Source organism: Vibrio olivae, assembly GCF_042428525.1.
GTDB lineage: Bacteria > Pseudomonadota > Gammaproteobacteria > Enterobacterales > Vibrionaceae > Vibrio > Vibrio olivae.
Genome location: NZ_JBHMEP010000001.1, coordinates 688,531 through 713,488 on the forward strand (window position 1 = coordinate 688,531; position 24,958 = coordinate 713,488).

General features: G+C 43.6%; 23 protein-coding genes. 11 read left to right on the forward strand and 12 right to left on the reverse strand.

Annotation, left to right across the window (positions count from 1 at the left end):
- The first annotated feature begins 631 nt into the window (after positions 1–631).
- On the forward strand, positions 632–1,960 hold the full coding sequence (locus tag ACFFUV_RS03240; RefSeq protein ID WP_390189635.1) for a sensor domain-containing diguanylate cyclase: 1,329 nt from the start codon (positions 632–634) through the stop codon (positions 1,958–1,960).
- Here the strand turns inward: ACFFUV_RS03240 and ACFFUV_RS03245 are convergent.
- Complete coding sequence (locus tag ACFFUV_RS03245; RefSeq protein WP_390189636.1) at positions 1,950–3,020, reverse strand: PQQ-dependent sugar dehydrogenase; 1,071 nt, start codon at positions 3,018–3,020, stop codon at positions 1,950–1,952. The genes ACFFUV_RS03240 and ACFFUV_RS03245 overlap by 11 nt on opposite strands.
- A gap of 95 nt (positions 3,021–3,115) precedes the next feature.
- A complete protein-coding gene (locus tag ACFFUV_RS03250) occupies positions 3,116–3,607 on the reverse strand; it encodes a GNAT family N-acetyltransferase (RefSeq protein ID WP_390189637.1) in 492 nt (163 codons plus the stop codon).
- A gap of 312 nt (positions 3,608–3,919) precedes the next feature.
- Here ACFFUV_RS03250 and pheS point away from each other — a divergent pair, with 312 nt between their 5' ends.
- The 3 genes from pheS to ACFFUV_RS03265 all read left to right on the forward strand — a co-directional run bounded on the left by pheS (position 3,920) and on the right by ACFFUV_RS03265 (position 7,669).
- Positions 3,920–4,903: a phenylalanine--tRNA ligase subunit alpha gene (gene pheS, locus ACFFUV_RS03255; RefSeq protein WP_390189638.1), complete on the forward strand. Its 984-nt coding sequence runs from the start codon at positions 3,920–3,922 to the stop codon at positions 4,901–4,903.
- Between the two features lie 18 nt (positions 4,904–4,921).
- Positions 4,922–7,309: a phenylalanine--tRNA ligase subunit beta gene (pheT, locus tag ACFFUV_RS03260; RefSeq protein ID WP_390189640.1), complete on the forward strand. Its 2,388-nt coding sequence runs from the start codon at positions 4,922–4,924 to the stop codon at positions 7,307–7,309.
- A gap of 114 nt (positions 7,310–7,423) precedes the next feature.
- Complete coding sequence (locus ACFFUV_RS03265; RefSeq protein WP_390189641.1) at positions 7,424–7,669, forward strand: hypothetical protein; 246 nt, start codon at positions 7,424–7,426, stop codon at positions 7,667–7,669.
- Between the two features lie 135 nt (positions 7,670–7,804).
- Here the strand turns inward: ACFFUV_RS03265 and ACFFUV_RS03270 are convergent, their stop codons facing one another.
- Complete coding sequence (locus tag ACFFUV_RS03270; RefSeq protein ID WP_390189642.1) at positions 7,805–8,143, reverse strand: cytosolic protein; 339 nt, start codon at positions 8,141–8,143, stop codon at positions 7,805–7,807.
- Positions 8,144–8,357: 214 nt separating this feature from the next.
- Between ACFFUV_RS03270 and ACFFUV_RS03275 the strand changes: the two genes are divergently transcribed.
- Positions 8,358–8,801: a GNAT family N-acetyltransferase gene (locus ACFFUV_RS03275; protein WP_390189644.1), complete on the forward strand. Its 444-nt coding sequence runs from the start codon at positions 8,358–8,360 to the stop codon at positions 8,799–8,801.
- A gap of 247 nt (positions 8,802–9,048) precedes the next feature.
- Entirely contained in the window at positions 9,049–9,366 is a 318-nt protein-coding gene (locus tag ACFFUV_RS03280; RefSeq protein ID WP_390189645.1) for a Fis family transcriptional regulator, read from the forward strand.
- Positions 9,367–9,616: 250 nt separating this feature from the next.
- On the opposite strand, the gene ACFFUV_RS03285 is transcribed toward ACFFUV_RS03280, so the two are convergent.
- The gene (locus tag ACFFUV_RS03285; protein ID WP_390189648.1) at positions 9,617–10,519 is read right to left on the reverse strand and encodes a LysR substrate-binding domain-containing protein; all 903 of its coding nucleotides are present in this window, start codon (positions 10,517–10,519) and stop codon (positions 9,617–9,619) included.
- A 387-nt stretch (positions 10,520–10,906) separates the two neighbouring features.
- On the opposite strand from ACFFUV_RS03285, the gene ACFFUV_RS03290 reads away from it, so the two are divergent.
- Positions 10,907–11,365, forward strand: coding sequence for a GNAT family N-acetyltransferase (locus tag ACFFUV_RS03290; protein ID WP_390189650.1), 459 nt, complete (start codon positions 10,907–10,909; stop codon positions 11,363–11,365).
- Between the two features lie 666 nt (positions 11,366–12,031).
- On the opposite strand, the gene ACFFUV_RS03295 is transcribed toward ACFFUV_RS03290, so the two are convergent.
- Entirely contained in the window at positions 12,032–13,678 is a 1,647-nt protein-coding gene (locus ACFFUV_RS03295; protein WP_390189651.1) for a BCCT family transporter, read from the reverse strand.
- Between the two features lie 19 nt (positions 13,679–13,697).
- On the opposite strand from ACFFUV_RS03295, the gene ACFFUV_RS03300 reads away from it, so the two are divergent.
- The 3 genes from ACFFUV_RS03300 to ACFFUV_RS03310 are packed head-to-tail and all read left to right on the forward strand — an operon-like array spanning position 13,698 to position 15,362.
- Positions 13,698–14,690: a FecCD family ABC transporter permease gene (locus tag ACFFUV_RS03300; RefSeq protein WP_390189652.1), complete on the forward strand. Its 993-nt coding sequence runs from the start codon at positions 13,698–13,700 to the stop codon at positions 14,688–14,690.
- A gap of 4 nt (positions 14,691–14,694) precedes the next feature.
- On the forward strand, positions 14,695–15,132 hold the full coding sequence (locus ACFFUV_RS03305) for a hypothetical protein (RefSeq protein WP_390189654.1): 438 nt from the start codon (positions 14,695–14,697) through the stop codon (positions 15,130–15,132).
- 38 nt (positions 15,133–15,170) lie between these two features.
- On the forward strand, positions 15,171–15,362 hold the full coding sequence (locus ACFFUV_RS03310; RefSeq protein WP_390189656.1) for a DUF1289 domain-containing protein: 192 nt from the start codon (positions 15,171–15,173) through the stop codon (positions 15,360–15,362).
- 391 nt (positions 15,363–15,753) lie between these two features.
- Here ACFFUV_RS03310 and ACFFUV_RS03315 read toward each other — a convergent pair whose 3' ends face one another.
- The 4 genes from ACFFUV_RS03315 to ACFFUV_RS03330 all read right to left on the reverse strand — a co-directional run bounded on the left by ACFFUV_RS03315 (position 15,754) and on the right by ACFFUV_RS03330 (position 18,979).
- Complete coding sequence (locus ACFFUV_RS03315; protein WP_390189657.1) at positions 15,754–16,986, reverse strand: multidrug effflux MFS transporter; 1,233 nt, start codon at positions 16,984–16,986, stop codon at positions 15,754–15,756.
- A gap of 82 nt (positions 16,987–17,068) precedes the next feature.
- On the reverse strand, positions 17,069–17,686 hold the full coding sequence (locus ACFFUV_RS03320; protein WP_390189659.1) for a GNAT family N-acetyltransferase: 618 nt from the start codon (positions 17,684–17,686) through the stop codon (positions 17,069–17,071).
- Between the two features lie 24 nt (positions 17,687–17,710).
- Positions 17,711–18,040: a MoaF-related domain-containing protein gene (locus tag ACFFUV_RS03325; RefSeq protein ID WP_390189660.1), complete on the reverse strand. Its 330-nt coding sequence runs from the start codon at positions 18,038–18,040 to the stop codon at positions 17,711–17,713.
- Positions 18,041–18,106: 66 nt separating this feature from the next.
- Positions 18,107–18,979 (reverse strand): MBL fold metallo-hydrolase, encoded by an 873-nt coding sequence (locus tag ACFFUV_RS03330; protein WP_390189662.1) that lies wholly within the window; start codon positions 18,977–18,979, stop codon positions 18,107–18,109.
- 146 nt (positions 18,980–19,125) lie between these two features.
- Here ACFFUV_RS03330 and ACFFUV_RS03335 point away from each other — a divergent pair, with 146 nt between their 5' ends.
- On the forward strand, positions 19,126–20,028 hold the full coding sequence (locus ACFFUV_RS03335) for a LysR family transcriptional regulator (RefSeq protein WP_390189663.1): 903 nt from the start codon (positions 19,126–19,128) through the stop codon (positions 20,026–20,028).
- 215 nt (positions 20,029–20,243) lie between these two features.
- Here ACFFUV_RS03335 and ACFFUV_RS03340 read toward each other — a convergent pair whose 3' ends face one another.
- The 3 genes from ACFFUV_RS03340 to norR form a co-directional block, all read right to left on the reverse strand.
- The gene (locus tag ACFFUV_RS03340) at positions 20,244–21,299 is read right to left on the reverse strand and encodes an FAD-binding oxidoreductase (RefSeq protein WP_390189665.1); all 1,056 of its coding nucleotides are present in this window, start codon (positions 21,297–21,299) and stop codon (positions 20,244–20,246) included.
- Positions 21,300–21,355: 56 nt separating this feature from the next.
- Positions 21,356–23,029 carry a hydroxylamine reductase gene (hcp, locus tag ACFFUV_RS03345; protein ID WP_390189667.1) on the reverse strand — a complete coding sequence of 558 codons (1,674 nt, stop codon included), beginning with the start codon at positions 23,027–23,029 and terminating at the stop codon, positions 21,356–21,358.
- A gap of 199 nt (positions 23,030–23,228) precedes the next feature.
- Positions 23,229–24,809 (reverse strand): nitric oxide reductase transcriptional regulator NorR, encoded by a 1,581-nt coding sequence (norR, locus tag ACFFUV_RS03350; RefSeq protein WP_390189668.1) that lies wholly within the window; start codon positions 24,807–24,809, stop codon positions 23,229–23,231.
- Positions 24,810–24,958: the final 149 nt, after the last annotated feature.

Here is a 24,958-nt window from a genome sequence, read left to right on the forward strand (position 1 = left end):
TGCTTTTTGCATCGAACCATATCCACAAGTTTGCATCAATTTGTAGACCGCTCTAGCAGCACACAAGATTGTGGTTATAGGGAGATCGCGACCTTGCTAAGGTTGAGGTCACGCCTGTTCATGAAGAAGGGAACCTCGTGTGTCGCTCCAAATAGAAAGCCTCGGCGTGATGTCGAGGCTTTTTTTCATCTGCTTTTTTATCGGATGTATACCCACTAATTTGGATGGATTGCTTAACATTCAGAGGTATACAAGATTGTGAAATGGGATATGAATTTGAAGACGAGCAATATGAACGCTTAGCGCCGAAGTGATCATTTTTTTACACGCTATTGATAATAATTTCACTAATAAGCATATAAAAACAGACGCTTATCAAATAGAATAACGTCAATTTATAAATAAAAATAATTGATGGCTATGGTTAATCGTTTCTTTTTGTGCATGTCAGGCACTGAAAAAAATCCGTTTTTTTCTGGTTTATACGCTTGGATTCAAGTGTACTTTTATTTTGGCTTATTATTGCCGAGAGTCTCAAGACGTCTACATGATCAATGGAATCAGGATCGCAATTCTTGGTTCGTTAACTTACCTCTAGTGCGCAACGTCCGTCGCCTCAAGGAGGTTCATTATGCCGTTATTTAGTTTTCCGTGTCGGCATTTGACAGTGCACCGAGTGTTGCTTTTGTCACACCTACTGTTGGTCATTTCATTGGTGTCTGTCATGAGCTATAGCAGCTATGTGAACTCATGGCAGCAGCAATTGACTTATTTCGTTAATTCTTCAAAAAAGCAATTTACCCCTCACCTTGATGACATTTCGAAGCTGGTAGAGAAAAGAGACGTAAAAAGATTAACGGCACCGTCTATTCTTGAGCATTTACAACGGACTGAGAACTTACAGTTTCTCGATATTTTGGGCAGTCCAAGTCGAGCCTCATCGCCAGTACATATTCGTTTCAACCGCGCTGAAGCAGCGCTGGCCGAGGTTGGCGCAAATCATAAAGAGCCTCATTCTCCGGTTCCTTGGGTAACGAAGCAGCCTTCAGGTCAACAAGAATATATTTTTGAGCCTGAATATCGTCGCTTGCACTTATTGCTCGCATTGTCTAACCCAGATCATGGTCGTATGTGGGCTGTGTTTGATGCGAGCCAGCTTGTTGCTTTTCGTCAGGACTTGGTGAAGAGTTTGGTGCTGGAAGCCGCAGCAGCGATTTTTCTCTCGATGCTCGTTGCTCTTTATGTCACAAGGCGAATTGTCAGCCCAATTAAAGAACTAGCCCGTAATATGAAGCAAGCGGAGTTCGCGAGTTTAGAGTCATTTCCTGAATTAACTCGGCAAGATGAGATTGGTCAATTGGCTCAGGCATATCACAATCTCCTCAGCAAAAACCATGAACAGTTACGGTTACTACAAGCTCAAAATGATACCGATACACTGACTGGAATTGGTTCTAGGCATAAATACTCTAGGATGGCCGAAGAGTTTATTAAACGCAGTCTGGGGCAAGAAAAATGTGTGGGTATGTTTGTGTGTGACATTGACCACTTCAAATTATACAACGACTTTTATGGCCATATGGAAGGTGATAAAGCGCTTGTCGCGGTGGCAAGAGGCATCGAAAAGGTGTTATCGCCAGGGGATCAGGTGTTCCGTTTCGGAGGCGAAGAATTTTTAGTCCTCTTGGCAAGGCCAAATAAAGATGGCCTGCGCTATGCTGGAGAAACCCTACGCCAGCACATTGAGCAACTCAATATCACCCATCTTGCGCGCGGCGACGATCAGGTCGTGACTATGTCGGTAGGGGGAGCATATGCTTGTTTAAAACGTATGTCCCTAGATGAATTAAACCCAGAAAAAGTACTCACGCTTCTGTTTGAGGATGCAGATAAAGCCCTGTATCAAAGTAAACGACAAGGGCGTAATTGCTTTATTCTGAGTAACCAGTCTATTCAATAATGCGGTATAAGTTACCATTATCAGTGCTAAAGAAAATCATGCCTTGTGGGTTTACGGCTATTTGACGAATACGTTCGTTGAGGTCCTCAAATAGTCGCATACGTTCTACGACACTTTGGTCGGCTTCGATTGAAAGAACATTGATATGGGTAAGCTTTAACGCTCCGACCAATAGCTTACCTGTTAGCTCTGGATATTTGTCACCTTTATAAAGCACCATACTCCCTGGCGCGATCGAAGGCGTGAATACATGCTTTGGTGACTCGATGCCTTCTTTCTCCTTACTGTCTCCGACTGAAACTGGCCCCCAATACTCTTTTCCATGAGAGGTGAGCGGCCAGCCATAATTAGCCCCTTTCTTCACTAGATTTATTTCATCGCCACCGCGTGGGCCATGTTCGATTTCCCATAGGCGGGATGTGGCCGAGTCATAAACGATTCCTTGGGGATTGCGGTGTCCATAGCTCCAGATCTCAGGTTGTGTATCGGGTTGAGTTAGGAAGGGGTTATCGGCAAAGGCTTGACCTTGTGGTGTCAGTCTTAACACGCTTCCAGCATGCGTTGATAAGTTTTGAGCGTTATCTCGAATGCCGCGCTCTCCTACTGTCATGTAGATTGACTGTTTGTCAAAAGTGAGGCGACTGCCGAAGTGGCGTGAAGTATCAGACCCTGATTCTGTCACCAGTAATGTTTTCCAGGCATGGAATTTATCGTCTTCGATACGCGCGCGGGCAAGTGCGGTTTGCCCTGAGCCACCGACTCGCTGGCTATAGGTGAAGTAAAAGGTGTCATACTCAAAAGGGGACGCTTTGACATCCATTAACCCTCCCTGACCGTCGCTAAATAGCTGAGGGACATGAAACAGTTGGGTTTTGGTTTGGTTACTCAAATCAACCAAGCTGATATCACCATACTTCTCATTAAGAATAAGCCGATGATCGTCAATAAATTCAAAGCCCCAAGGTAAGGTTAACCCAGAAAATACTTTTTCCGCTTTCAACGCGTAGGAGGGAAGGGGAACCAACAGCGTAAAAAGCAGTGTTATGTGCAGCGGTTTCATGGGCATATCCTTGTTTCAAAACACAAAGTCATTATCAAAGTGTAGCGGGATAGTGCCCAATCGGCATGGCTTAAAATGTAACTGCGTTTATCGGCTTAGTTTTCTATGAGGGATTTTAGCATCCAAACGTCACAACCGTTATGTAACGTGCCATCGAGTGGTTTATTTAGCCGAGAAAAACCTTCAGAAAGATAGAGCTTAATGGCGCCTTCCATGGACGAAAGGGTGTCCAAGTAGCATTGGTGATAGCCCTGCTGTGTGGCAAAGTCTAAACAGGTCTGAGTTAATTTTTTACCAATGCCATAACCTCTGGTTTCTGGTAATAAAAACAGCTTTCTCAGCTCGCAAGTCTTCGGATCATTTTCAAATTGTGCAATCCCGCTGCCGCCGACGACCTTACCATCAAGTAACGCGACCCAGTATTGGCTTTTATACTGCGGCGCATAATGTCGACTCATCTGCTCAACTTCAGCATCTGATGGCCCAAATCCGTCGCCAATGGCGCCATATTCCTTGCCGACTTGTTCAATGATCTGCTTTATTGCTGAGTCATCTTGTGCCGTTATCGGGCGAATTTCTAATTGCATCGGTTACTCTCCAAAGTGGCGATGAATGGAAACGTGCCATATTGCTATTTAAAAGTCACCTGTTCGCCGCCGCAGGTGTGCCTAAATAGGAAAATTGTCTAATTTGCCAACGATTGTGCGGTTAATACTCGCGCAAACCACATTTCAATTTGGCTTTGAATGCTGCTTTCGTTACTATGTATAGCTACTTGAAAATACCCTAAATCCCATTTGAGTATTGTGCGGATTGGCGATAAGTCATTCTCGATGAAACGTGTCCGCAGTAATGCTAGGGAACCTTATGGACACTACCAGTAGGTAGATGAGGAAACGATGCAACATCTAGAAGAGATCATTGCTAATGCGACCGCAGCCATTAACGCTGCAGAGTCGCTAGTCGCGCTTGATGAAGTGCGTGTTCAGTACCTAGGTAAAAAAGGCGAATTAACCAGCCAATTGCAAAGCCTAGGTAAACTCCCACCTGAAGAGCGCCGCACAGCAGGCCAAGAAATCAACAAAGCAAAAGGTGCCGTTCAGCAAGCTATCGCTGCTCGCAAAGATGCACTGCAACGTGCTGAGCTGGAAGCGAAACTGGCTCAAGAGACCATCGACGTCACTTTGCCTGGTCGTCGTATTGAAAATGGCGGTCTGCATCCGGTTACTCGTACTGTTGAACGTATTGAGAGCTTTTTTGGTGAATTGGGTTTTACCGTGGAGTCTGGCCCTGAAATTGAAGATGCGTTTCACAACTTTGATGCGCTGAATATCGCCGACGATCACCCAGCGCGTACTGATCACGATACTTTCTTCTTTAATCCTGATTTGATGTTGCGTACCCATACCTCAGGTGTACAGATTCGTACTATGGAAAATGGCAAACCGCCATTCCGCTTTATCGCACCGGGCCGCGTATATCGTAACGACTACGACCAAACGCATACACCAATGTTCCACCAAGTGGAAGGTATGCTGGTCGATGAGAACGTTAACTTTGCGCAGCTTAAAGGGGTTCTTTACGACTTCCTAACTAACTTCTTTGAAGAAGAGCTTGAAGTTCGTTTCCGTCCTTCTTATTTCCCATTCACTGAGCCTTCAGCAGAAGTCGATGTGAAACGTAAAGATGGTAAGTGGCTAGAAATTCTAGGCTGTGGCATGGTGCATCCAAATGTGCTTCGCAGTGTCGGGATTGATCCTGAGAAATACTCTGGTTTTGCGTTTGGTATTGGTATCGAGCGTTTGGCGATGCTTCGTTACGGTGTTAACGATCTGCGCTCCTTCTTTGAAAACGATCTTCGTTTCCTAAAACAGTTCAAGTAATCCAGAGGTTTAATCACTATGAAATTTAGCGAATCATGGCTTCGTGAGTGGGTTAACGCTTCGGTTACCACTGACGAACTGACACACCAAATTACGATGGCAGGTTTGGAAGTTGACGATGTCCTTCCCGTTGCTGGTGCGTTTAATGGCGTAAAAGTCGGCCACGTTGTGGAATGTGGTCAACATCCAGATGCAGACAAACTGCGCGTCACTAAAATTGACGTCGGTGAAGAAGAATTACTGGATATTGTTTGTGGCGCACCGAACTGTCGCCAAGGCTTGAAAGTAGCGGTTGCAACAGTCGGCGCTGTACTGCCTGGCGACTTCAAAATTAAGAAAGCGAAACTGCGTGGTCAACCGTCTCACGGTATGTTGTGCTCGTTTACAGAGCTAGGTATTGATGTCGAGTCTGATGGCATCATGGAGCTGCCTCAAGATGCGGTTATCGGCACCGACTTTCGCGAGTTTCTTGGCTTAGACGACGTCACTGTCGATGTCGATCTGACCTCAAACCGCGCTGACTGCTTTAGTATTCGTGGTATGGCACGTGAAGTGGGGGTATTGAACCGTCTTGATGTCAACGCACCCGTGGTTGAAGCGATTGAGCCAAGTATCGATGCTTTGGCCTCTATCGAGGTAAAAGCACCAGCAGCGTGTCCTCGCTACTTGGGGCGTATTGTTAAAAACGTGAACGTTAAAGCGCAAACGCCATTGTGGATGCAAGAAAAACTGCGTCGCTGTGGCATTCGTTCTATCGACCCTGTGGTTGACGTGACCAACTATGTGCTTCTTGAACAAGGTCAACCGATGCACGCATTTGACTTAAACAAAGTTGAAGGCGGCATTGTGGTTCGTATGGCTGAACAAGGCGAGAAGCTAACACTGCTCGATGGAAATGAAGCGGAGCTTAACGACGATACCTTGGTGGTAGCAGACCACAATAAAGCACTGGCTATCGCCGGTATTTTTGGTGGTGAAGGCTCAGGCGTGACTGACGAAACACAAGATGTACTGCTTGAATGTGCGTTTTTCGCACCAGATTACATTCGTGGTCGTGCTCGCAGTTACGGTTTACATACAGACTCTTCAATGCGTTATGAGCGTGGTGTCGATTACGCACTGCAAGCCAGCGCCATGGAACGAGCAACTCAGCTTCTCGTTGACATTTGTGGTGGTGAAGTGGCTCCTGTGGTGACTGTCGAGTCACAAGACGATCTGCCAACGCCGAATACCGTTGAACTTCGCCGAACTAAGTTAGATAACTTGCTTGGTCATGAAATCCCATCTCAAGATGTGGTCGAGATTCTAGAGCGTTTAGGCCTTTCGGTCTCAACCACAGAGCAAGGTTGGAAAGCGACAGCACCGACTTGGCGTTTTGACATCGCCATTGAGCAAGATTTGATTGAAGAAGTTGGTCGTATTTACGGCTACGACAACATTCCAAATCAGTCGCCAACAGCTGCGCTGCGTATGAACCATCATCAAGAAGCGAAGCTACCTTTAAAGCGTGCTCGCGACTTGCTGGTTGATCGTGGTTACCATGAAGCAATTACTTACAGCTTTGTCGAACCTGAACAGCAAAAATTAATCGTGCCAGAAATTGACCCGCTCATGCTGCCAAACCCAATCTCTGCAGATATGTCAGCGATGCGTTTGAGCTTGATTCAAGGCTTGCTTAATACGGTTGTTCATAACCAAAAACGTCAACAGCCACGAGTTCGTCTGTTTGAATACGGATTGCGTTTTATTCCTGATCAAGATGCGGAAAACGGAATGCGCCAAGAGCCTATGTTGGCGGGTGTCATTGCCGGAGCACGCAGTGAAGAACATTGGGATATCGAGACCAACAGCGTTGACTTCTTTGACCTTAAAGGGGATTTAGAAGCGGTACTTGAACTGACAGCGAATGATAAAGCTTATGGCTTTGTTGCTGCTGAGCATCCAGCATTGCATCCAGGTCAATGTGCAGCGATCGTGGTTGATGATCAACCGATTGGTATCATTGGTACGGTTCACCCAGAGCTTGAGCGCAAGTTTGGTCTAAATGGTCGTACTATCGTATTTGAGATCGAATGGAATGCGATCAACACTCGTGTTATCCCTGAAGCGGTTGCGGTGTCTAAATTCCCGGCTAACCGTCGTGATATCGCGGTTGTGGTAGATGACAGTGTTGAATCTGGCGAGATTGTCGATGCGTGCTTAAACGCGGGTGGTGAGTTCTTGAAAGATGCCAAACTGTTTGATGTCTACGTTGGCAAAGGCGTTGAAGACGGTAAGAAGAGTTTGGCAATTGCGCTTACTCTACAATCTGCAGAGCGTACGCTTGAAGAAGCGGATATTGCTGGCGCAGTAGAGGCAATTGTTGCTCAGGTTTCTGAGCAGTTTGGCGCTACGCTTCGTGATTAATGCTTTTTACTAACGATGAAAGCCTCGCATCTGCGAGGCTTTTTTGGATGTAATTTGAGTGCGCAGATCGCGGCCTTGCCACCGACATCTCCATTTTAAACAAAAAGACTGATTATGAATTTTGATATTAATGCACTGAAACACCACCAACTGGTCGAAGATGGTCAATTAGAAGGGGCTTACATTCATCAGCCGGTACAGGGCAGTCAACCAGACGACGAAGCGGTTTTGGAAGAGCGTCAAGCACTGGAAAGTATGGGGTATAAGGTACTACAGGTTCAAGCTAAAGGTGGTAGCACAACGTTTGCCGAGGCAATGCAAAAGCTTGCGAAGAAGACGGGGCACTTACCCAAGGAATAAGCAAACGGCTTTACTTATCTATGGGCCACTTCTTACTAGAAATGCCGCTTACGAGTTCACCGCAGAATGGTATTTCTTGTTAAAGCTAGCATCCGGCTGTGTTTCATTCGCCGATTTCAACCGACTGAATCATGCTCAGTCCATACGAGTAATAAAGGTTTGCTCGTCATCGACAAACGCGACAAAATCACCGTGATAGATAAACACCCGGCCTCGTCCCTCGACTAGACAGGCAAGCTGTGGGTTTAAATCTTCTTCGTTCTCTTGGCTTTGAAATGTGCCAGTATCGGTGATGACGCCATTGAGTTTAGGCAAATATCCATAGGAGAGCCTGGCTTGATCGATCAAGCTCAATTCGCTGGCGACAGAGAAGTAAGAGGGGATCGCACCGGCTTCTTCAATGAATAGAGTTTTGAGTTCTTCAAACGCGGTAATCACCAGCCAGTCGATGTCGTTAACTTGATGGATGAACATAGAGTTTCTCGATAATTCTGATGCGCAGATGTTACCACTATCAGGGGGACGTGTTGTAGAGGTTTAGGGGTTAAAAACGGTAATTCTTTGCCATTTCCAAGTGTTCACAATCCCCCATAAACCATGCTTTCGTTTAGCGGTGTACTCACACGTATCTACCGCTCGAATTTTTGTGTTAGCCTCATAACAATTGGCACAATATACGGAAAATGAAATGAAGAAAATGCCACCAATAAGCATGAAGTCAGATCGAGTTGAAATCGTATTTGAAAAGTATATTGATGCTAAACCTGATGAGGGGTTAGTTCCTGTTTATAGATTTAAAATTCACAACCTGAAAGGCGATACGGTTGGTCATATAAATTTTAAACTAGGAGAAACTGTTCATATAAAACAATATGCTGGTCATATTGGTTATGAAATTCTTCCTCAATTTAGAGGCAATTCATATTCATATTTTGCATGTGAGGCAATAAAACCATTTATCCAAGAGTTTTTTAATACAATTATATTGACTTGTAACCCAGACAATAAGCCTTCGATAAAAACAATTAAAAAATTAAATGCCAAATTCATTAATGAGGTAACAGTCCCAGAAAATGACCCCTCTTATAAAAATGGCTCTCGTCAAAAACTAAGATATGAATGGCAGCTATAACCAACCACAGCAATCGCGCTATAGCGGTGATATCCATAGCCTTTATGCGCTGAACTTTTACGCGTTGTGAATTTGTAATCGTGGTACTTTCTCACTCGAATGCGCCCCTAAATGTGTTTAGAACACAGTACACCTTTATAAGAATAATTTGGTTAAAAGGCTGTTGCCTAAATTCCACTGCTCAATATCGTTTAAGACAATGTAGAATGAAGCCTTTTTTAAAGGTGTTAAGTAGGAAGTTTGCTTTATGCGCAAAACAGATAAAAAGATTGAGAATCTAATTAGAGAGGTGTTGACCGAAGTTTGTGAAGATACGTTAAAAGGCTACGAGGGTTTCCTTTGGGTGACTCATACGGTCAAATTCTCTTCTTTTCCACAAAGCTTAGAAATAGTCTGCGTATTTGAAACGAATCAAGATAGAGCAAACTTTTTAGCGGGGGAAGGCCGCCAGCACGTCTCAACAACTGTCCAAAAGGCGTTTAATGAGGTAGGGGTGCAACTAAAGAACGTAAGTAAAAAAATCAGTTACGAAACACAGCAAAAGCGTGCGTGCAGTCATCAATGAAAGTGAATTAGTACAAAGTAGTGTTGTAGTGAGCATCGAAGACTTTAATCTACGAGTTTTGATATAAACCACCTACCTTCTTAGACAGGATGACTAATTCATGCTCACTTAGATCCAGAGCTATGCCTGATTTTCTTTCACAAACTCATCTTTGCCCCATTCCTTTTTGCGGTGTTGTTTGCTCTCATTTTATTTGACAGTAGTTTGACCAAATTAAAGTAATGTTACGAAGTGGCTACTGAATCGGTGGTCAATCTCGCGATTGGAAGCTTAATTCTTTTAGTAACCAAGATTTAAACGCATTAATTCTTAGAACTCGTGAAGAAGAAGGGTCACTAATTACAGAATAGCGAATTCCGGGTTTTAGCCCTATATTGAATGGCTTGACTAATAGACCTCGTTCAACAAAGTCTGCCGAAATACTTTCAGTTGCTAGACATGCTCCATGTCCAGCAACTACAGCGTTGATTGCCATATCAAAGGTACTGACTTCCATCCATTGAATACCTTCTCTTTTCGCACTTACGTTTGCATAAACAAACCATTGCTCCCAACTGAAAGATGCAGAGTGGAAATCAATCAACCAGCAGTTGATGAGTTGCTCAGGACTATCGAACTTCATAGATTCTGCTAGCTGAGGAGAGCAATAAGGATAAATGTTTTCTTCAAATAGTGTCTCTTGATCTAAATCTAGATGCTCTACATTTTCATCTCCTTGCCAGATCAATACATCAGTTTCAGTGTGTCGAATATCGATTTCCTTAACCGTTTGTACGCGAATCGGTACGTGTGGGAATTCCATCGTAAATTTCCACAATCTAGGCATTAACCAACGCGTGGAGAATGAACGAGGGGCACTGACGTTCAGTACTCCTTCGAGTGGTTCATTTTGAATTCGATTTAGTCCAGTGATGATGTTTTTAAAACCGTCATTGACATGACTTTGGAGTATTTGTCCCTTATCTGTCAGGTGCATTTCACGTCCGCGACGGATGAATAATTTACATCCCAAACGGTCTTCAAGTTGCCGTAGTTTTTGGCTTATGGCTGCTTGTGTGACATACAATTCTTCGGCAGCTTTACTATAGCTTTTATGTCGAGAAGCAGATTCGAAAAAACGAAGTGCTGAAAGATAATGTAGTCGATTGTCCATAAGCTGTAATTATAGTTCCTGTAATTAATCGTTGTTCGTAACGGAAGTTGTTTCCCTTGATAATAACTGCATCTAATCAGTAATCAAGAATAAGACGATGCTGTTAACTATTCTTAATAAGAAAAGATCTATTTTTAACATTCTAAAATTAAAGGTATTTATTATATTTTTTGATAAGAGATGCAATAAGGTTATTGCTATGAATACTCATCTTAGAAAAGATGTTGGCCTATGTCCTGAAGAGGGGGATAATCGGCATTATTCAAGGTTTTTATAACATGAGCTAATTGGTAGTTTAGTGAATATTCAGATGGCATCGTTAAGTCTAATCGTTGACTACGGGCTTGTTACTGACCAATACAATTTATAAGTGGAGATAAGCTAAATATGGAAGTTATTATTGATGACTTATCCAGTGGTAAAGTCATCAAATTGCTCGAAGAGCACCTATATGATATGTACGCTAATTCCCCCCCTGAAAGTGTTCATGCGCTTGATGTGGATAGCCTTAAGTCTCCTGAAATTACATTTTTTAGTTGTTGGGTTGGCGATGAGCTACAAGGTTGTTTAGCTATTAAGCAACTTACATCTGAACACATAGAGCTAAAATCTATGAGAACTTCTAATGTGGCTAGGAAGTCTGGTGTTGCTAGTCATTTACTTACGCATGTTATTAGTATTGCGAGAGAAAATGGGTACAGGACCGTGAGTTTGGAGACGGGGTCGCAGGAGTTTTTCAAACCAGCTAGAAATCTATACGAAAAGTTTGGGTTTCGTTATTGTCGACCTTTTGCCGATTATAAAGAAGATCCCCATAGTCGCTTTATGACAAGAGAGCTTGGTTAACCCATAAATGTCCCATATTTCAAGAAATTGTCATTATGCAACTTGCATTTCGCATGTTGCGTAATTAACTCAAAAGTGCTCCAAAACGTGTCAGATCAACTGATCTAGGTATCACATTTTGACTTAATAAAGCGAATGCCACTAATACAAGTCAATGTACATATAGTCTAGTCAGGGAAGTAAAAGTATGAATAGCGATAACACGTTGACAATCAGTCAGTTTATAGCACTTAAAAACAGTGAACTATCCAATGCGAAATATTACGACGAACGAGTAGACCGATTCATGGAAGTTCTGGAAGGGGGCTCTTTGGAACAATGGAGAGCATGACCTAACCGATCTAAAAGAAGCTTGGAATGATACTGCATCTAAAAATCCATACGATGATAAGGGAATACAGTCAGTTTAAAGTGGGTTTTGCTATACAGGTGCTGATTGGGCTTAAATTTTAAGAGTATCTATCAAATCGGTGGCTATTCAAACATGCTTTATCAAGTGAGGCTGATATTGACAAGTTCCGTCGTGCTTTTAACAAAGCATGATTCCTCCTCGGAATGAGTCGGGAGTCAACGATGAATACGATAGCGCAGTTCAAAAGCTATGATTTTTTTAAGAAGAAAGCCCGCAGTCAAGCGGGCCTTAATCTTATGGATTATTCGTAACATTTACCGAACTTGATGAAGGAAGTAAAGGTGCTTCTCATATTGATCAATGATATCTGCAATCAGTTGATTTCGGTTGTAGCCGCAAATATTGTACTGCTGCGACCCTTCATTTAAATAAACTTCGATATAGAGTTGTGACTGTGGTTTATTCTTACTACGCTCACCGATGAATGAAGGGATAATTGTTTGTCTTAGCCAGGCACCATAGACGAAGTTACGCTCATTGCCATGGTCTACAACTAATGAACAGTAGTCATAGTCTGTAGTAACTTTTGCTTGTAGTCCTTTATCTTCGAACACATTAGCCACTTCAACCAGAGCGTCTACGACATCATTTTGTAAGAAGTGTTCAACATTTCTGTCCAAAGGAACGCTTAACATTTGTCCTAGATGTTGTTCCCAGCCCGTTTCCTGAATACGTGCTAACGTGCTTGGTGTGGTCTGATTTAAGTGATTGGCACTGTCAATTTTTATCATCTCACTCCTTAGTGATTTAAACAGTCCATATCCGACCATCAATAAAACTGGCGCGAAAGGCAACGCTGAAGCTAATGATGCTGCTTGCAATGCGGAAAGCACATTTTTACCCCCGGCGATAATGAGCGCCGACGCAACTAGCCCTTCAGAAACAGACCAGAAGATTCGTTGTTTTACTGGTGTTTCGTCGCCGTCTTTCGCCGTCAGTGTATCGATAACCAAAGAGCCTGAGTCTGAAGATGTCACAAAAAACGTAAAGATCAGTAGTGTTGCTACGACAGAAGAGATACTTGCCAGTGGTAAGGTATCTAAGAAGCGAAATAGTGATGTTGGTGTATCCGAAAATACTTGATCGATCAAGTTCGGCATACTCCCCGTCATGATACCGTGCAAGGCCGTATCACCGAATACTGTCAACCAAATAATGGTGACGCCTACAGGGACAAAGAGAACACCGAGCACAAATTCTTTGATGGTGCGTCCGCGAGAAATTCGAGCGACAAACATGCCAACAAATGGAGACCACGCAATAAACCATGCCCAATAAAAAAGAGTCCATCCTCCCAAAAACGAGTTAGTCTTTTCACTATTGATATAGGCAAAATTATTAAACGTCATATCCACAATAGATGCGACATAACTCCCAACGTTTTGAGCAAGTGACTGAAAGATAAACAGAGTAGGACCAACGATGGCGACGAAAACCAATAACACGACAGCAAGGTTTAAGTTCAATTCGGATAGGCGACGGATACCACTATCTAAACCTGTTACGACTGAAATGGTTGCCATAGTAGTAACAACTGCGATTAAGATAAGTTGAGTTACGGTGCTAATCGGGACGCCAAATAAATAATTGAGGCCTGAGTTAATTTGTAAAACACCAAGGCCTAAAGATGTTGCAATACCAAACATGGTACCAAATACGGCGAGGATATCGACCGCGTAGCCGATAGGGCCATAAATGCGTTTACCGATGATAGGATATAGTGCTGAACTGATGCGTAATGGCAGACCTTGACGGAAACTGAAGTAACCGAGAGCTAACGCAACAATAGCGTACACACCCCAAGCATGAACTCCCCAATGGAAAAAAGTTTGCGTCATAGCATGGCGAGCCGCCTCAATGGTAGAGGGATCACCTACTGGCGGATTTGCATAATGGAACACGGCCTATTAAGTGATGAAAATGAGCAGCTATTTATGGATGTGGTGGTTGGGCTGCATCCTGTTAGCCACGACACTTCTATTGAGCTTAATGTACGGTTCGATGACCTTGTCTGTTCATCAGGTTTTAAATGCAATAGCAGACTTTGGTTCGCAAGATATGTCGATGACGAGCCGAATTTTACTGGATCTGCGCGTGCCGAGAGCGCTGCTTGCGATTATTGCGGGTACTGGGCTTGCGATGGTGGGAGCGTTACTACAAACCGCCACGCGCAATGATTTGGCTGATCCATTTCTATTTGGCCTGTCTTCCGGGGCGTCTGCTGGCGCCGTGTTAGTTATAACTCGCTTGGGGGATGCGCTCGGTATTTGGTCGCTACCCATTGCTGCGTTTAGTGGCGGTGTTGTCTCTGCTGCTGCGGTGATTATGCTGTTCTCGATGCAAAAAAAGCGTGGTAACGACAACTTAGTGTTATGTGGGCTCGCCATCTCTTTTTTGTTTGGTGCGTTGACGAGCTTTCTTATTTATTCGGGCGACCAGCGCGCTGCCAGCTCCATTCTTTTCTGGACCATGGGAGGATTAGGGCTGGCTCGTTGGGATAATCTGTTTTTTGCTCTGTTAGGCGTTGCGGTTGTTGTCGTGCTGTCAATAAAACGGTATCGCGCGCTCGATACGCTGCTGGTGGGTGATCAGACTATCCATTCGCTGGGAATGAATGTTCATCGCCTGCGCAGTGAAATATTTATCTGTTGCGCGTTTTGTACTGCGGCGATCGTTGCAATTACGGGCGTAGTGGGATTCATTGGTTTAATGGTCCCTCACTTGATAAGGCCGTTTTCAGGTATGACCCACAAGCGCTCGCTGCCTCTCGTGGCGTTATGGGGCGCGGTGATGATGAGCCTAGGTGATGTGCTCAGCCGCACATTGCTTGCGCCGCAAGAACTGCCGGTAGGAATTATTACTGCAGCGGTAGGCGGTGTGTTTGTTTTGTATTTAGTTTGGAAGAAAAGTTAGTGTCATGAAAGATGTAAAAGGTGTGTTCCGTAACCTAGAGAAAATGCTCAAACAAGCGAGTTGGTTTGATGACGACTGGGAAATCTATAATCGAGGCAACTACCTTCAGCTTTATAAGCACAATTGGTTTAATCACAATCAAGGGGGCGTTCATTTTGAAACATTTATTGAAGCCCCCCAGATTAAAAGCAACTCTTTCCCTGTGTGCGTCCATGCCGAAGAAGATTGCCCCGAGCAAGCACAATTTATTCGCCAGTTGCTGAGCTTAGAATCTGAGCGTATCAATGGCTGGAAAGGGTATAAAATGTTGGATAGCAGTTATGGCATATGCCAGCGGACTTTGCCGCTCAATTTTAAAAACTTAGAGCAGCGTTTATACGAGGAGCTCAATCGCCTGCGCGCACTTGAATCAAGCATCGACAAGCTTTTGCTTGAGTTGTGAATGCGTGTTTTGTTAGCCAATAACGTTGAGAAAAAGCGATGAAAAAACCAAAAAGTCCATGTATCGATGTGTGTGATTTCTCTGGTCCGAAAGGGTGGTGCACAGGGTGTGGTAGAACTCGAGAAGAATGCCAGAAGTGGAAAACAATGAAGCCCTATGCGCTGAATAATCTAAATAAAGACCTTCGCAAAAGGATGTCACAAATAAATTTGGATGAGAGTAAAAAATAATAACGTCTTCGTTTTTCCCAAAACTCAGTTCATTTAATAGGCTTTAATACAGAATTATCTATTCGCGTGGTAGTTTGACTCGTGTGGTTTAACCATTACTACCTAATTAGCGGTAAGAATATTCAAACCCGATCATGGACATAAAGGCGTTCAGGGTTTTAAGATAGTCTTACTCATCTGATATTAGTTACTTTCCAGATTACGCGTAACTCACATTTGTCCAGAACCTTTACAGTTGGCACTTCGTAACTCAAAAGTGCCCCATTCCGTGTTTATGGCTGTTTCTCTAGAACGGGGTCAAACATTATTTGACTAAATTTATCTAATGCTCAATATAAGGCGAGTTGACCCTCGCCTTACTTGATTTGAAAGTATCTAACTTTATTTAAATTCAACCCTGTATTGTTCTTAAATTGGAAGGTTGTGGTCTGAGGTTTGATGCAATGATACAAAGTAGGATGGTTATCGCTCCACAAATTGCAATTGTCGCTGGAAGCTGAACAATACTGGTTGGTGTCAGGCTAACCATAAATCCGATAACGGCAGATAGAAGGTATTGTGCCATACCCATCATCGCAGACGTCACACCAGCCGGTGATGTTGAAGCATTCATGGTTAAGGCGACTAAGTTGCCGAATACAAGACCTAAACACGCAATAGTTAAACTGAGTAACGCAGCATAACTGAGCAGTGAAGAGAGAGAAAACTCAACGACAACCAGCAATACGTCAGCGAACAGTGTATAACCGAGAGTACCAAGTATCATAATTTTGTGGGTTGATAAACCACGCTTGATCAGTTGATTGCTGATTGCACCACCGATAACAAGCCCAACAGAGTTGGCGGCAAATATTTGACTGTACTGCGTTGCACTTAATTTAAAGTATTCAATGAAGACAAAAGAAGAGCCACTGATATAAGAGAAAAAGGATCCAAGTACTAAACCACTTGCGATTGTATAAAGGACAAATCGTGGTTGTAGAAGTAACCCGCCATAGCCATGGATTATTGCTTTTATACTCAGTGATACTCGTTCTTCTACCGGTTGAGAGTTTGGTACCGTTTTAGCTCCCCATACTAAACCAAGCAACCCAAGTATTGCCATTACCCAGAAAATACTACTCCATTGCCAGTGAAGAAGTAGTACCCCACCGAGAATTGGGGCTGCGATAGGCGCAACCATCATTACTTGCATTAGAATGGATTGCATACGTGCCGAATCTTCTAACTCATATAGATCATCAATAATCGCTCTCGGTGCGACCAGGCCTGCCGCTGCACCTAGTGCTTGAACAAAGCGGGCAACTAGAAGCCATTCTATCGATGGTGAAAGAGCTGCGATAACAGAACCAGCAACAAAAATGCCGACACCAATCAACAATGGGCTTCTACGGCCGAATCTGTCGAGCAAAGGCCCATAGATACCTTGTCCAATCGCCAAACCGGCTAAAAAGACAGCCAGTGTCTGCTGGACTTCACCTGGCGACACTTGTAGCGCTTCTGCAATAGTTGGCATTGCGGGTAAATACAGATCAATAGCCATAGCATCTAACGCTGTTAGTAAAGCCAACAGTGTAACCAGCAATATACTCACGGGGTGGGATGAGTGAGTTTTACTTGTCATATAATAAATTCCTGATTTGTTTTGGATACAGATAAATAACCAGGGTTATGTTCTTGATTTCGTCCATATCCGGTTGCAGGTTCTAAACGAGAGTTTTGATGTAGGTGTAGTGTTCCACCTGAGGATCATAACTGTTAGTGCGGTTATCAATACGTTGATATCCATTTTTTTCGTAGTATTGATAGCTGCATTTATTGTCCGTGTGCAATGAGTAGCCTTTCGAATTCATGTTTGATAAATAATGCTCAAATGCATTGACTAAGGTGGTCCCAATTTGGTGACGACGATAATTGTTGTCGACACAGAAAAACAATAGCTCACTGTCACAATCATGTTCCGGCATCTGACCAAACGATTTTTGTTGTTGCTTCAGTTCTCTAAGCACTTGTTGGCCGTCAGCCGTTGTTTGTAATGCCGCTTTAGCTTGTTTGACAACCCCTTTGTAGTCAAATTCTACCGCCTTCTCTCGAGTCAATCTGGTTGAACCTAAGATGACGCCGCATATTTTTCCGTCGTGTTCTGCTATTTCAATAAAAGTACTGCGCATAAAATCACCGGCAACAAAAATGGTTGCCAGGTGTTGAAGAGCGTCTGCGTCTCTTACTGAAGTGAATACACTAAGGTCCATATTGGCGGCGAATATACCGGCAATCGTCTCGAAGTCTTGCTGAACGGCCTTACGGTAGTGGATATGCGTCATTTTTAACCTGCTTTGTTGTTTGGTTCAATTCAGAATGGTTAACTTGCCTGTTTCGGCGATGATGTTTTTATCATCACGGATCAGAGAATGGATTTGACCTGAGCTGAAGTTAAGATGTTGCGTGACACCTAAACCACTCTCTTCTACCCAACTGACAAGGAATTGATTCACGGCTAAGTTTATAACTGTTGCCTGCTCGGTCACTTCTTCTCCGGCGGCTATACCTGTCATTGATGGACCGTTGAACAATTTCCATACAATCGTCTTTTCATCCAGATATTGGTTTTCAAATGAAAAGTGAGGGTAGTCGATTTGGAATCTCAGCCCTGATAATTGAGTTAATTGGGGATTCATAGTACATCTCTCCTTAAGAGAACCAGCCAGTTTTTGACTGACTCTTAAGTGCTAATTAATGGCTAATTACCATTCCATTTCGCCAGTGTTTACCTGGCTGCCAAGTTCTAAGTCGCTTTCACCTGGTAGCTCTGGGTAAGCCTCTTTCATAATAGAAATGACTTTTTCTGATTTTTTGCTTTCAAGTTGGTCCGCTTCAGATAATGCAGCTTCGAATGTTTTCAGGTACTCGATTGTAAAATCAATCGCTTCATCTTTCTCAGGTGCATCACCTAAGTAGTGAGCAGGAATAACCAGTTCAGGGTTAAGCGATTTCATGTTCTCCAGTGACTGAACCCAGGCACCACGAGCCTGTACTGTTTGTGTATCTGCAGTCCAAACATGCATGCCAGAGGTTAGTGACACACCACCAAAGACAGTTTTTAGTGATGGAATCCACATATAAGCCTGGTATGTGCCCATTTCTTTAACTTCGATATCGTGGCCTTCAAGTGAGAATGTTGTTTGCTCAGATGGCTGAGGAACGAACAGTTCTGTCGGGACATCGTCACCGAGGATTGATCCCCAGTGTTCTAGTTTCGCGTCTTTGGTGTCCTTAATGTGTTCAACAATTGAAGGGCTTGAAACCACTTTAACATCCGGGAATGCTTTTAATAGTGGTTGCAGGCCGAAGTAGTAGTCTGGGTCACCAGCCGTGATGTAAATCATGGTTAGTTCTTTGTGACTTTCTTTAATCATATTAACCAGAGCCTGGCCGTCGCTAAGGCTAAATTGAGCATCAAATAAAATCGCATCTTTCTGGCCGCTTACCAATGTAGATGTGACTGGGAAGATCGCGTCTTCGCCTGGTTTGTATTGTTGCAACGTTAGATCTGACGCCAGAGCCTGCCCGGATAGAAGTAGTGCGCCGGCAGTAAGAGTTGTTGTTAGTTTTTTCATAGGTGACCTTTACTTGTGTTGTTTAACGAAAGCACGTAATGCGCGTGTTTGTTCAATGGAGACGATTATATTGGTTTATAATTAACGCAAATACCCTATAATTTGATTATTACTGTTTCACTTTTCGGTCTAATAAGGTAGTGGATATGGATAGGCTTACCGCCCTCAGTGTATTTTCAACGATTGTTGAGCAGGGAAGTTTAAGCGGGGCAGCTGACAAATTAGACATTTCCCGGGCGAAAGTATCTCGTTACCTTGCTGAACTCGAAACCTGGATGGATACGCGGCTTTTACACCGAACAACCCGGCGCCTGAGCCTGACCTCCGCTGGAGAGCAAACTTTAAATGTTGCTCATCAGCTTTTAGGAATGACAGAATCTCTTGAACATATTCGTAGTCAGAATTCTACGGAGTTAAAAGGTCAACTAAGGCTGACAACCAGTTTGTCTCTTGTGGAAAGTTTTCTTATTGATGCAGTTGGTAAGTTTATAGAGAACTGGCCTCAGGCTTCTATTGATATTCTTACCACTGACGACCCTGTCAATTTGGTTGAGTCGCGAATTGATCTGGCAATTCGTATTACTAATGACCTAGAGCCAAATGTCGTAGCAAAGCGTATTGGAGAATGCCGTTCGGTTGTTTGTGCGGCACCTGACTATATCAAGAGAAGAGGTAAGCCTGCCGATGTCCAATCACTGGCTTACTTTAACTGTTTATCTTTTGCCTACTATGGAAAAGCAGCATGGGTTTTTGATGGTCCGAACGGTCCTGAATCCGTCGCAATATCAGGCAATGTTAGTTCGAACTTATCTGAAGTATTGTTGGCAGCGACAACAAAGGGACATGGAATCAGTTTACAGCCAGTCGCTGCAGCTAAACCTCTGATAGAAAGTGGTCAGCTGGTTGAGCTGCTAACCGAATGGGAGCCGAAGGCCTTAGGAGTATATGTGGTGTATGCCAATCGTAAACAAGTGACACCGCTTCAACGAGGCTTTATTGATTTTCTGGCTGAAGAGATGGCGGCATCACCTGATTGGTCGTCTATTTAGTAAAGGTTTTCCATTCTTTCACTAATCCATTACCCGCTAATTTAGCAAGACAGGTAACACGGTTATGTCCAGAGGTTTGCTGACGGGACGTAGAAAAAATGGGCACATTTATAGTATCCATTTTATAACGCTGTGTAAGTTTTAAAGAAGAAAGTGGCTTCTTCTCCTTGTTTAGAACAAGGAGAAGCGCTGTTGTAGCAGAAAGCAGGCTACATTTAGGAGAGTGAGACTTCTATATCTGAATGGATCTGGCACGAGCATGCGAGTACGAATCCATCTGCGATTTCTTGTTCTGTTAAGGCCTCTGTACTGGTTCGTGTTATTTCTCCTTTGGTAACTTTACATTTACAAGAACCACAAATTCCACTTCGGCAAGCTGCAATGACTGGAACTTTGGCACTTTCCAGAGCATCAATCAGTAAGCTTCCCGTTGAGATTTGGGTTTGAGTACCAAAAGAAGGCACAAATACGGTCGCTTGAGCCAATGCATCTGCTTTCGACGCTGAATATGCGTTATCGGGTTGAGGCGGCTCTGATGGTGTAAAGCTTTCCTGGTAAAACTGAGTCATATCCATACCAAGTGCGTCTAGATACTCTTTCATGGATTGCATAAATGCTACGGGGCCGCATAGGAAAGCGCTTCGCTGACGTATATCAGGACAGTAGTTTTCCAGGGTAGCCTGAGTTAAACGACCTTCCATATATTCCGTATCGGTTGCATCTTCCAGCATGATATCAAGCTTAAAGCGCTGGTGTTGTTTTTTCATATCCAGCAGTTCAGAGTGATAAATTATTTGTTCCGCGCAGGTAGCCGCATGGATAAAATGAATATCGGTTTGATCCCGTTTGTCAGCTAATAGCGTTCGCGCCATCGACATGACAGGGGTGATACCGCAGCCAGCACTGAGCAATAATACTTTGTTATTATGAGGTTGTTCTATATGGAATTGACCTGCTGGTTGAAGAACTTCTACTTCTTGCCCAATTTGTAAATGATGATTGAGGTAATTCGAGACCAGCCCATCAGTCACTCTTTTCACGGTGAACTGCATTTCAGTTTGATTGGGTAGGGAGCTTAACGAGTATGCACGGTGCACCAAACTACCATCGATTTCTACACCTAAAGTAACGAACTGCCCCGGAATAAACTGAAAGGTGCTCGCTTGATCTTTGCTGGTCAAAGTGAAGCTTATGCAATCCGGTGTTTCCTGCCATATGTTGTTGCAGCGCAAACGTACTGAGCCGCTTTCAGGCCATTGAAATTGTTTCATTATATTCTCGTTTCGAATCGCGGGTGGGGCGGAAACCCCACCAAATTTGAGTTAATTTAAGCTGCTGATTTTTCGTCTAGAATTTGTTTGAGGTCTTGTTCGACAGTTGAAATGGAACGTAGGTCAAATTTATCCTGTATAATCGCCATTAAGTTGTCAGTAAGGAAAGCTGGCTGAGTTGGTCCGGTGTAAATGCCTTTTACGCCTAACGCTAATAGCGTCAGTAAAATAACAATCGCTTTTTGTTCAAACCAAGATAAAACGAGAGTTAACGGTAAATCATTGACGCCACAATCAAACTCATCAGCAAGCGCTAAAGCCAACTGAATCGCGGAGTAAGAATCGTTACATTGACCCACATCGAGTAAGCGCGGAATACCGTTGATCTCTCCGTGTTGTTCTTTGTTAAAGCGGAATTTGCCACAGGCTAGGGTTAAGATCAGACTATCTTCTGGTGTTTGTTTGGTAAACTCGTTGTAGTAGTTGCGTTCAGCCTTGTCACCATCACAACCGCCCACTAAGAAGAAGTGGCTGATATTGCCTTGTTTAATTTGCTCAATCACGGCTGGGGCTGCTTCCATCAAAGCATTACGCCCGAAGCCAACAGTGATCATCTGTTCAATTTCATCATACTGGAACCCATCCTGAGCTAGTGCACAATCAATAACGTCAGAAAAATCATCACCTTCCAAATGGGTGACTCCAGGCCACCCTACAATACTACGAGTGAAAATACGGTCAGAATATTGACCGACTTCAGGGTTGAGCAGACAGTTAGACGTCATCACAATTGCACCAGGGAAGTTAGCAAATTCTTTTTGCTGATTTTGCCAGGCGCTGCCGTAATTACCGGCCAGGTGCGGGTACTTGTTGAGTTCCGGATAACCGTGAGCTGGTAACATTTCTCCGTTGGTATAGACGTTAATGCCAGTACCTTGTGTTTGCTGCAATATTTTTTCTAAATCATGGAGGTCATGGCCCGAAACGAGAATACACTTACCTTTTTTGGTTTTTACATTGACCTGAGTCGGAGAAGGATGACCAAATGTGTCTGTTTCACCTTTATCCAGCATGGCCATAATTTTGTAGTTCATCAGACCAATTTGCATAGAGCAGTTGAGCAGTTCATTGAGATCTTGTGGCTCTGTACCCAGCCAGGCCATTATTTGATGGTATTCAGAATGTACTTCAACGTCACTTTGACCCAGTACTCTAGCGTGCTCCAGATAAGCCGCTGCGCCCTTAAGACCGTATAAGCAAAGTAAGCGTAAGCCCATGACATCGGGATCAACCGTCTCATGTCCACGGTTAACAGCGGCCAGTGGTGCAAACTTTAATAGCTCCTCACGTCCTGTAGGAAGTTCAAATTGAGCTGCCGGTGAAAGTGCAGGGATTGTGTCATTTGCTAATGTAGCCGCGGTGCGGACTTGTGATTCTAGACGTTGTTTATACTGATAAGCCTGGTCAGCGAACTCTATGATACGGTTTTCGTCGAAATTCACGTTGGTTAAAGTCGCGAAGAAGGCTTTAGGTGCCCACTCGTCAATTTCAGTATCAATGATTTGATAGTTGCGAGCCAGTTCTGCCCAAAATGAAACCCCCTGTAGCGTATATACCAAAATGTCCTGTAGATCAGAGACATCACTTGTTTTGCCACACATACCTTGAGTATACGCGCAACCTTTGGCTATTGGGGTTTGAATTGTTTGTTCGCATTGAATACAGAACATATAGGGCTCCAGTGATAATTAAAAAATAAGTTAACCAGGCTAGTTAGCAGCCTGGTGACCTTTAACATTCATCACTGAGATAGCAGATAGCGTGCCAGTTTTTATCTTATTGATTTAAAATGATTTGTTTGTATTTTACTCCTCTGTTGCGTTGTCAAAATCACACGAGGTGATGTGTTATTTACATCGGCCAATTTTGTCAGCGAACCTCGTTTACTTTCACACCTAGTTTTTTACCCATTTTAAATAGGTTGCCTCTGTCCATTTGCAGGAATGCCGCAGCTTGCGCCCACACTCCGTTGTTAAGGTGCAATGCATGCTCAATTAATTGTTTCTGAAACATTTCGACTGCATCGCGCATTGGAACGGAAGTGTTAGGTAACAGGCTTGGGTTACGGCTTTGTTCCTGTTGATTTTTTGAATATTCGGACAAATCAAAGTCATTCATAAAGTGCACTGGCTCAATCAACTCTGAATGTGTTTTCATAGCGTGTAAACCGGCACGCATTAACACATGTTCTAGTTCACGGACATTACCTAGCCACGGTTGTGTTTCTAACAACTGGAGGGCAGAAGCGTGTATATGTAACGTTTTGAGGTGGAATTGATGGCGAATATTATCGAGAATGTAGCCGACCAAAATAGGAATATCCCCTTCTCGGGTACGAAGTGGCGGGACATGGATAGGAAACACGTTTAAACGGTGAAACAAGTCTGCACGAAAGCGGCCTTCAGTGACTTCTTCATTTAGATCTCTATTGGTTGCTGCAATAATCCGCACATCAACAAGATGATTCTTATCAGCACCTACTCGTTGCACTTCGCCTTGCTGAATGACTCGCAACAATTTCGCTTGCAACAGCAAGGGTAACTCACCTATTTCGTCAAGAAAAATAGTCCCCCTGTCGGCCAGTTCGAATTTACCTGCGCGCGCCGTATTTGCACCGGTAAATGCGCCTTTTACGTGACCAAATAGTTCACTTTCTGCAATGGATTCCGGCAGGGCAGCGCAATTGACATAGACCATAGGCTTGTCACTTCGTAGGCTTTGAGCATGAACTTGATGGGCAACCACTTCCTTACCCGTACCTGTCTCTCCACTGATTAACACCGCAAAGTTGGAGTGCGCGACCATTTCAATGTTGGCGGTGAGCTTTTTCATTTGAGGGCTAATTCCTACGAGTTTTCCTCCTTTACTTCGTGCTTCATCAATGAGTAGCTGGTTTACCGAATGTTGTTGTCGATTGGCTTTGTTTAACGCTTCAAACAGACTGATATTTCTAATAATCCCAGCCGCAAGTGCGGCGAAGGTTTCGATCGTTTTGTCCGGAATATTATCAAACGCTCCTGTCTGGGCTGCATCGAGCGTTAGCGCTCCCACTAATGTTTCTCCCACATACAGGCTACAGCCCATACAAGAATGCACATCAATATTGTGGTGAGGGTCGTCGCTTAACAGCCCGTCAAACGGATCAGGCAAACTAGAATTATCAGGAAATCGAACAGGTTTACGATTGGCTAAAATCATTGCAAGCCTTGGGTGTTCACCAGGTAAGAATCGACGACCGAGTACTTCCGAAGATAATCCATTAATGGCGATGGGCACTAAGTGTTGTTCATTATCTAAGGTAAACAAAGCACTCGCATCACAAGGTAATAACTGTGGTAACGCATCTATCAGCTTTTGATAATGTAACGTTGATGGCTCGCCCATATTGATTTCCAGAGCGATATTGAGCAGCAATTGTTCAATAGAAGGTTTGACAGTTGTAGAGAACATTTTTTGAGCCTGAGCGACGATAATGTCGAATGATGTATTTAATACAACATTGATGTCAAGCGCATAAATTTAAAGTGTTTAAAAATCAATAATATAAATTTGGCTTGATTCGTGCTTTAACGAGTGCGTTGTTATTTGGAAGTATTAGG

Excerpts from the sequence above, each read along its gene's own strand:
- ACFFUV_RS03240 (WP_390189635.1), top strand. The coding sequence starts at position 632 with ATGCCGTTATTTAGTTTTCCGTGTCGGCATTTGACAGTGCACCGAGTG.
- hcp (WP_390189667.1), bottom strand. The coding sequence starts at position 23,029 with ATGTTCTGTATTCAATGCGAACAAACAATTCAAACCCCAATAGCCAAA.
- ACFFUV_RS03270 (WP_390189642.1), bottom strand. The coding sequence starts at position 8,143 with ATGTTCATCCATCAAGTTAACGACATCGACTGGCTGGTGATTACCGCG.
- ACFFUV_RS03280 (WP_390189645.1), top strand. The coding sequence starts at position 9,049 with ATGCGCAAAACAGATAAAAAGATTGAGAATCTAATTAGAGAGGTGTTG.
- ACFFUV_RS03245 (WP_390189636.1), bottom strand. The coding sequence starts at position 3,020 with ATGAAACCGCTGCACATAACACTGCTTTTTACGCTGTTGGTTCCCCTT.
- ACFFUV_RS03250 (WP_390189637.1), bottom strand. The coding sequence starts at position 3,607 with ATGCAATTAGAAATTCGCCCGATAACGGCACAAGATGACTCAGCAATA.
- pheS (WP_390189638.1), top strand. The coding sequence starts at position 3,920 with ATGCAACATCTAGAAGAGATCATTGCTAATGCGACCGCAGCCATTAAC.
- norR (WP_390189668.1), bottom strand. The coding sequence starts at position 24,809 with ATGTTCTCTACAACTGTCAAACCTTCTATTGAACAATTGCTGCTCAAT.
- ACFFUV_RS03320 (WP_390189659.1), bottom strand. The coding sequence starts at position 17,686 with ATGACGCATATCCACTACCGTAAGGCCGTTCAGCAAGACTTCGAGACG.
- ACFFUV_RS03310 (WP_390189656.1), top strand. The coding sequence starts at position 15,171 with ATGAAAAAACCAAAAAGTCCATGTATCGATGTGTGTGATTTCTCTGGT.
- ACFFUV_RS03285 (WP_390189648.1), bottom strand. The coding sequence starts at position 10,519 with ATGGACAATCGACTACATTATCTTTCAGCACTTCGTTTTTTCGAATCT.
- ACFFUV_RS03265 (WP_390189641.1), top strand. The coding sequence starts at position 7,424 with ATGAATTTTGATATTAATGCACTGAAACACCACCAACTGGTCGAAGAT.
- ACFFUV_RS03325 (WP_390189660.1), bottom strand. The coding sequence starts at position 18,040 with ATGAATCCCCAATTAACTCAATTATCAGGGCTGAGATTCCAAATCGAC.
- ACFFUV_RS03300 (WP_390189652.1), top strand. The coding sequence starts at position 13,698 with ATGAGCAGCTATTTATGGATGTGGTGGTTGGGCTGCATCCTGTTAGCC.
- ACFFUV_RS03330 (WP_390189662.1), bottom strand. The coding sequence starts at position 18,979 with ATGAAAAAACTAACAACAACTCTTACTGCCGGCGCACTACTTCTATCC.
- ACFFUV_RS03335 (WP_390189663.1), top strand. The coding sequence starts at position 19,126 with ATGGATAGGCTTACCGCCCTCAGTGTATTTTCAACGATTGTTGAGCAG.
- ACFFUV_RS03305 (WP_390189654.1), top strand. The coding sequence starts at position 14,695 with ATGAAAGATGTAAAAGGTGTGTTCCGTAACCTAGAGAAAATGCTCAAA.
- ACFFUV_RS03275 (WP_390189644.1), top strand. The coding sequence starts at position 8,358 with ATGAAGAAAATGCCACCAATAAGCATGAAGTCAGATCGAGTTGAAATC.
- ACFFUV_RS03315 (WP_390189657.1), bottom strand. The coding sequence starts at position 16,986 with ATGACAAGTAAAACTCACTCATCCCACCCCGTGAGTATATTGCTGGTT.
- ACFFUV_RS03290 (WP_390189650.1), top strand. The coding sequence starts at position 10,907 with ATGGAAGTTATTATTGATGACTTATCCAGTGGTAAAGTCATCAAATTG.
- pheT (WP_390189640.1), top strand. The coding sequence starts at position 4,922 with ATGAAATTTAGCGAATCATGGCTTCGTGAGTGGGTTAACGCTTCGGTT.
- ACFFUV_RS03340 (WP_390189665.1), bottom strand. The coding sequence starts at position 21,299 with ATGAAACAATTTCAATGGCCTGAAAGCGGCTCAGTACGTTTGCGCTGC.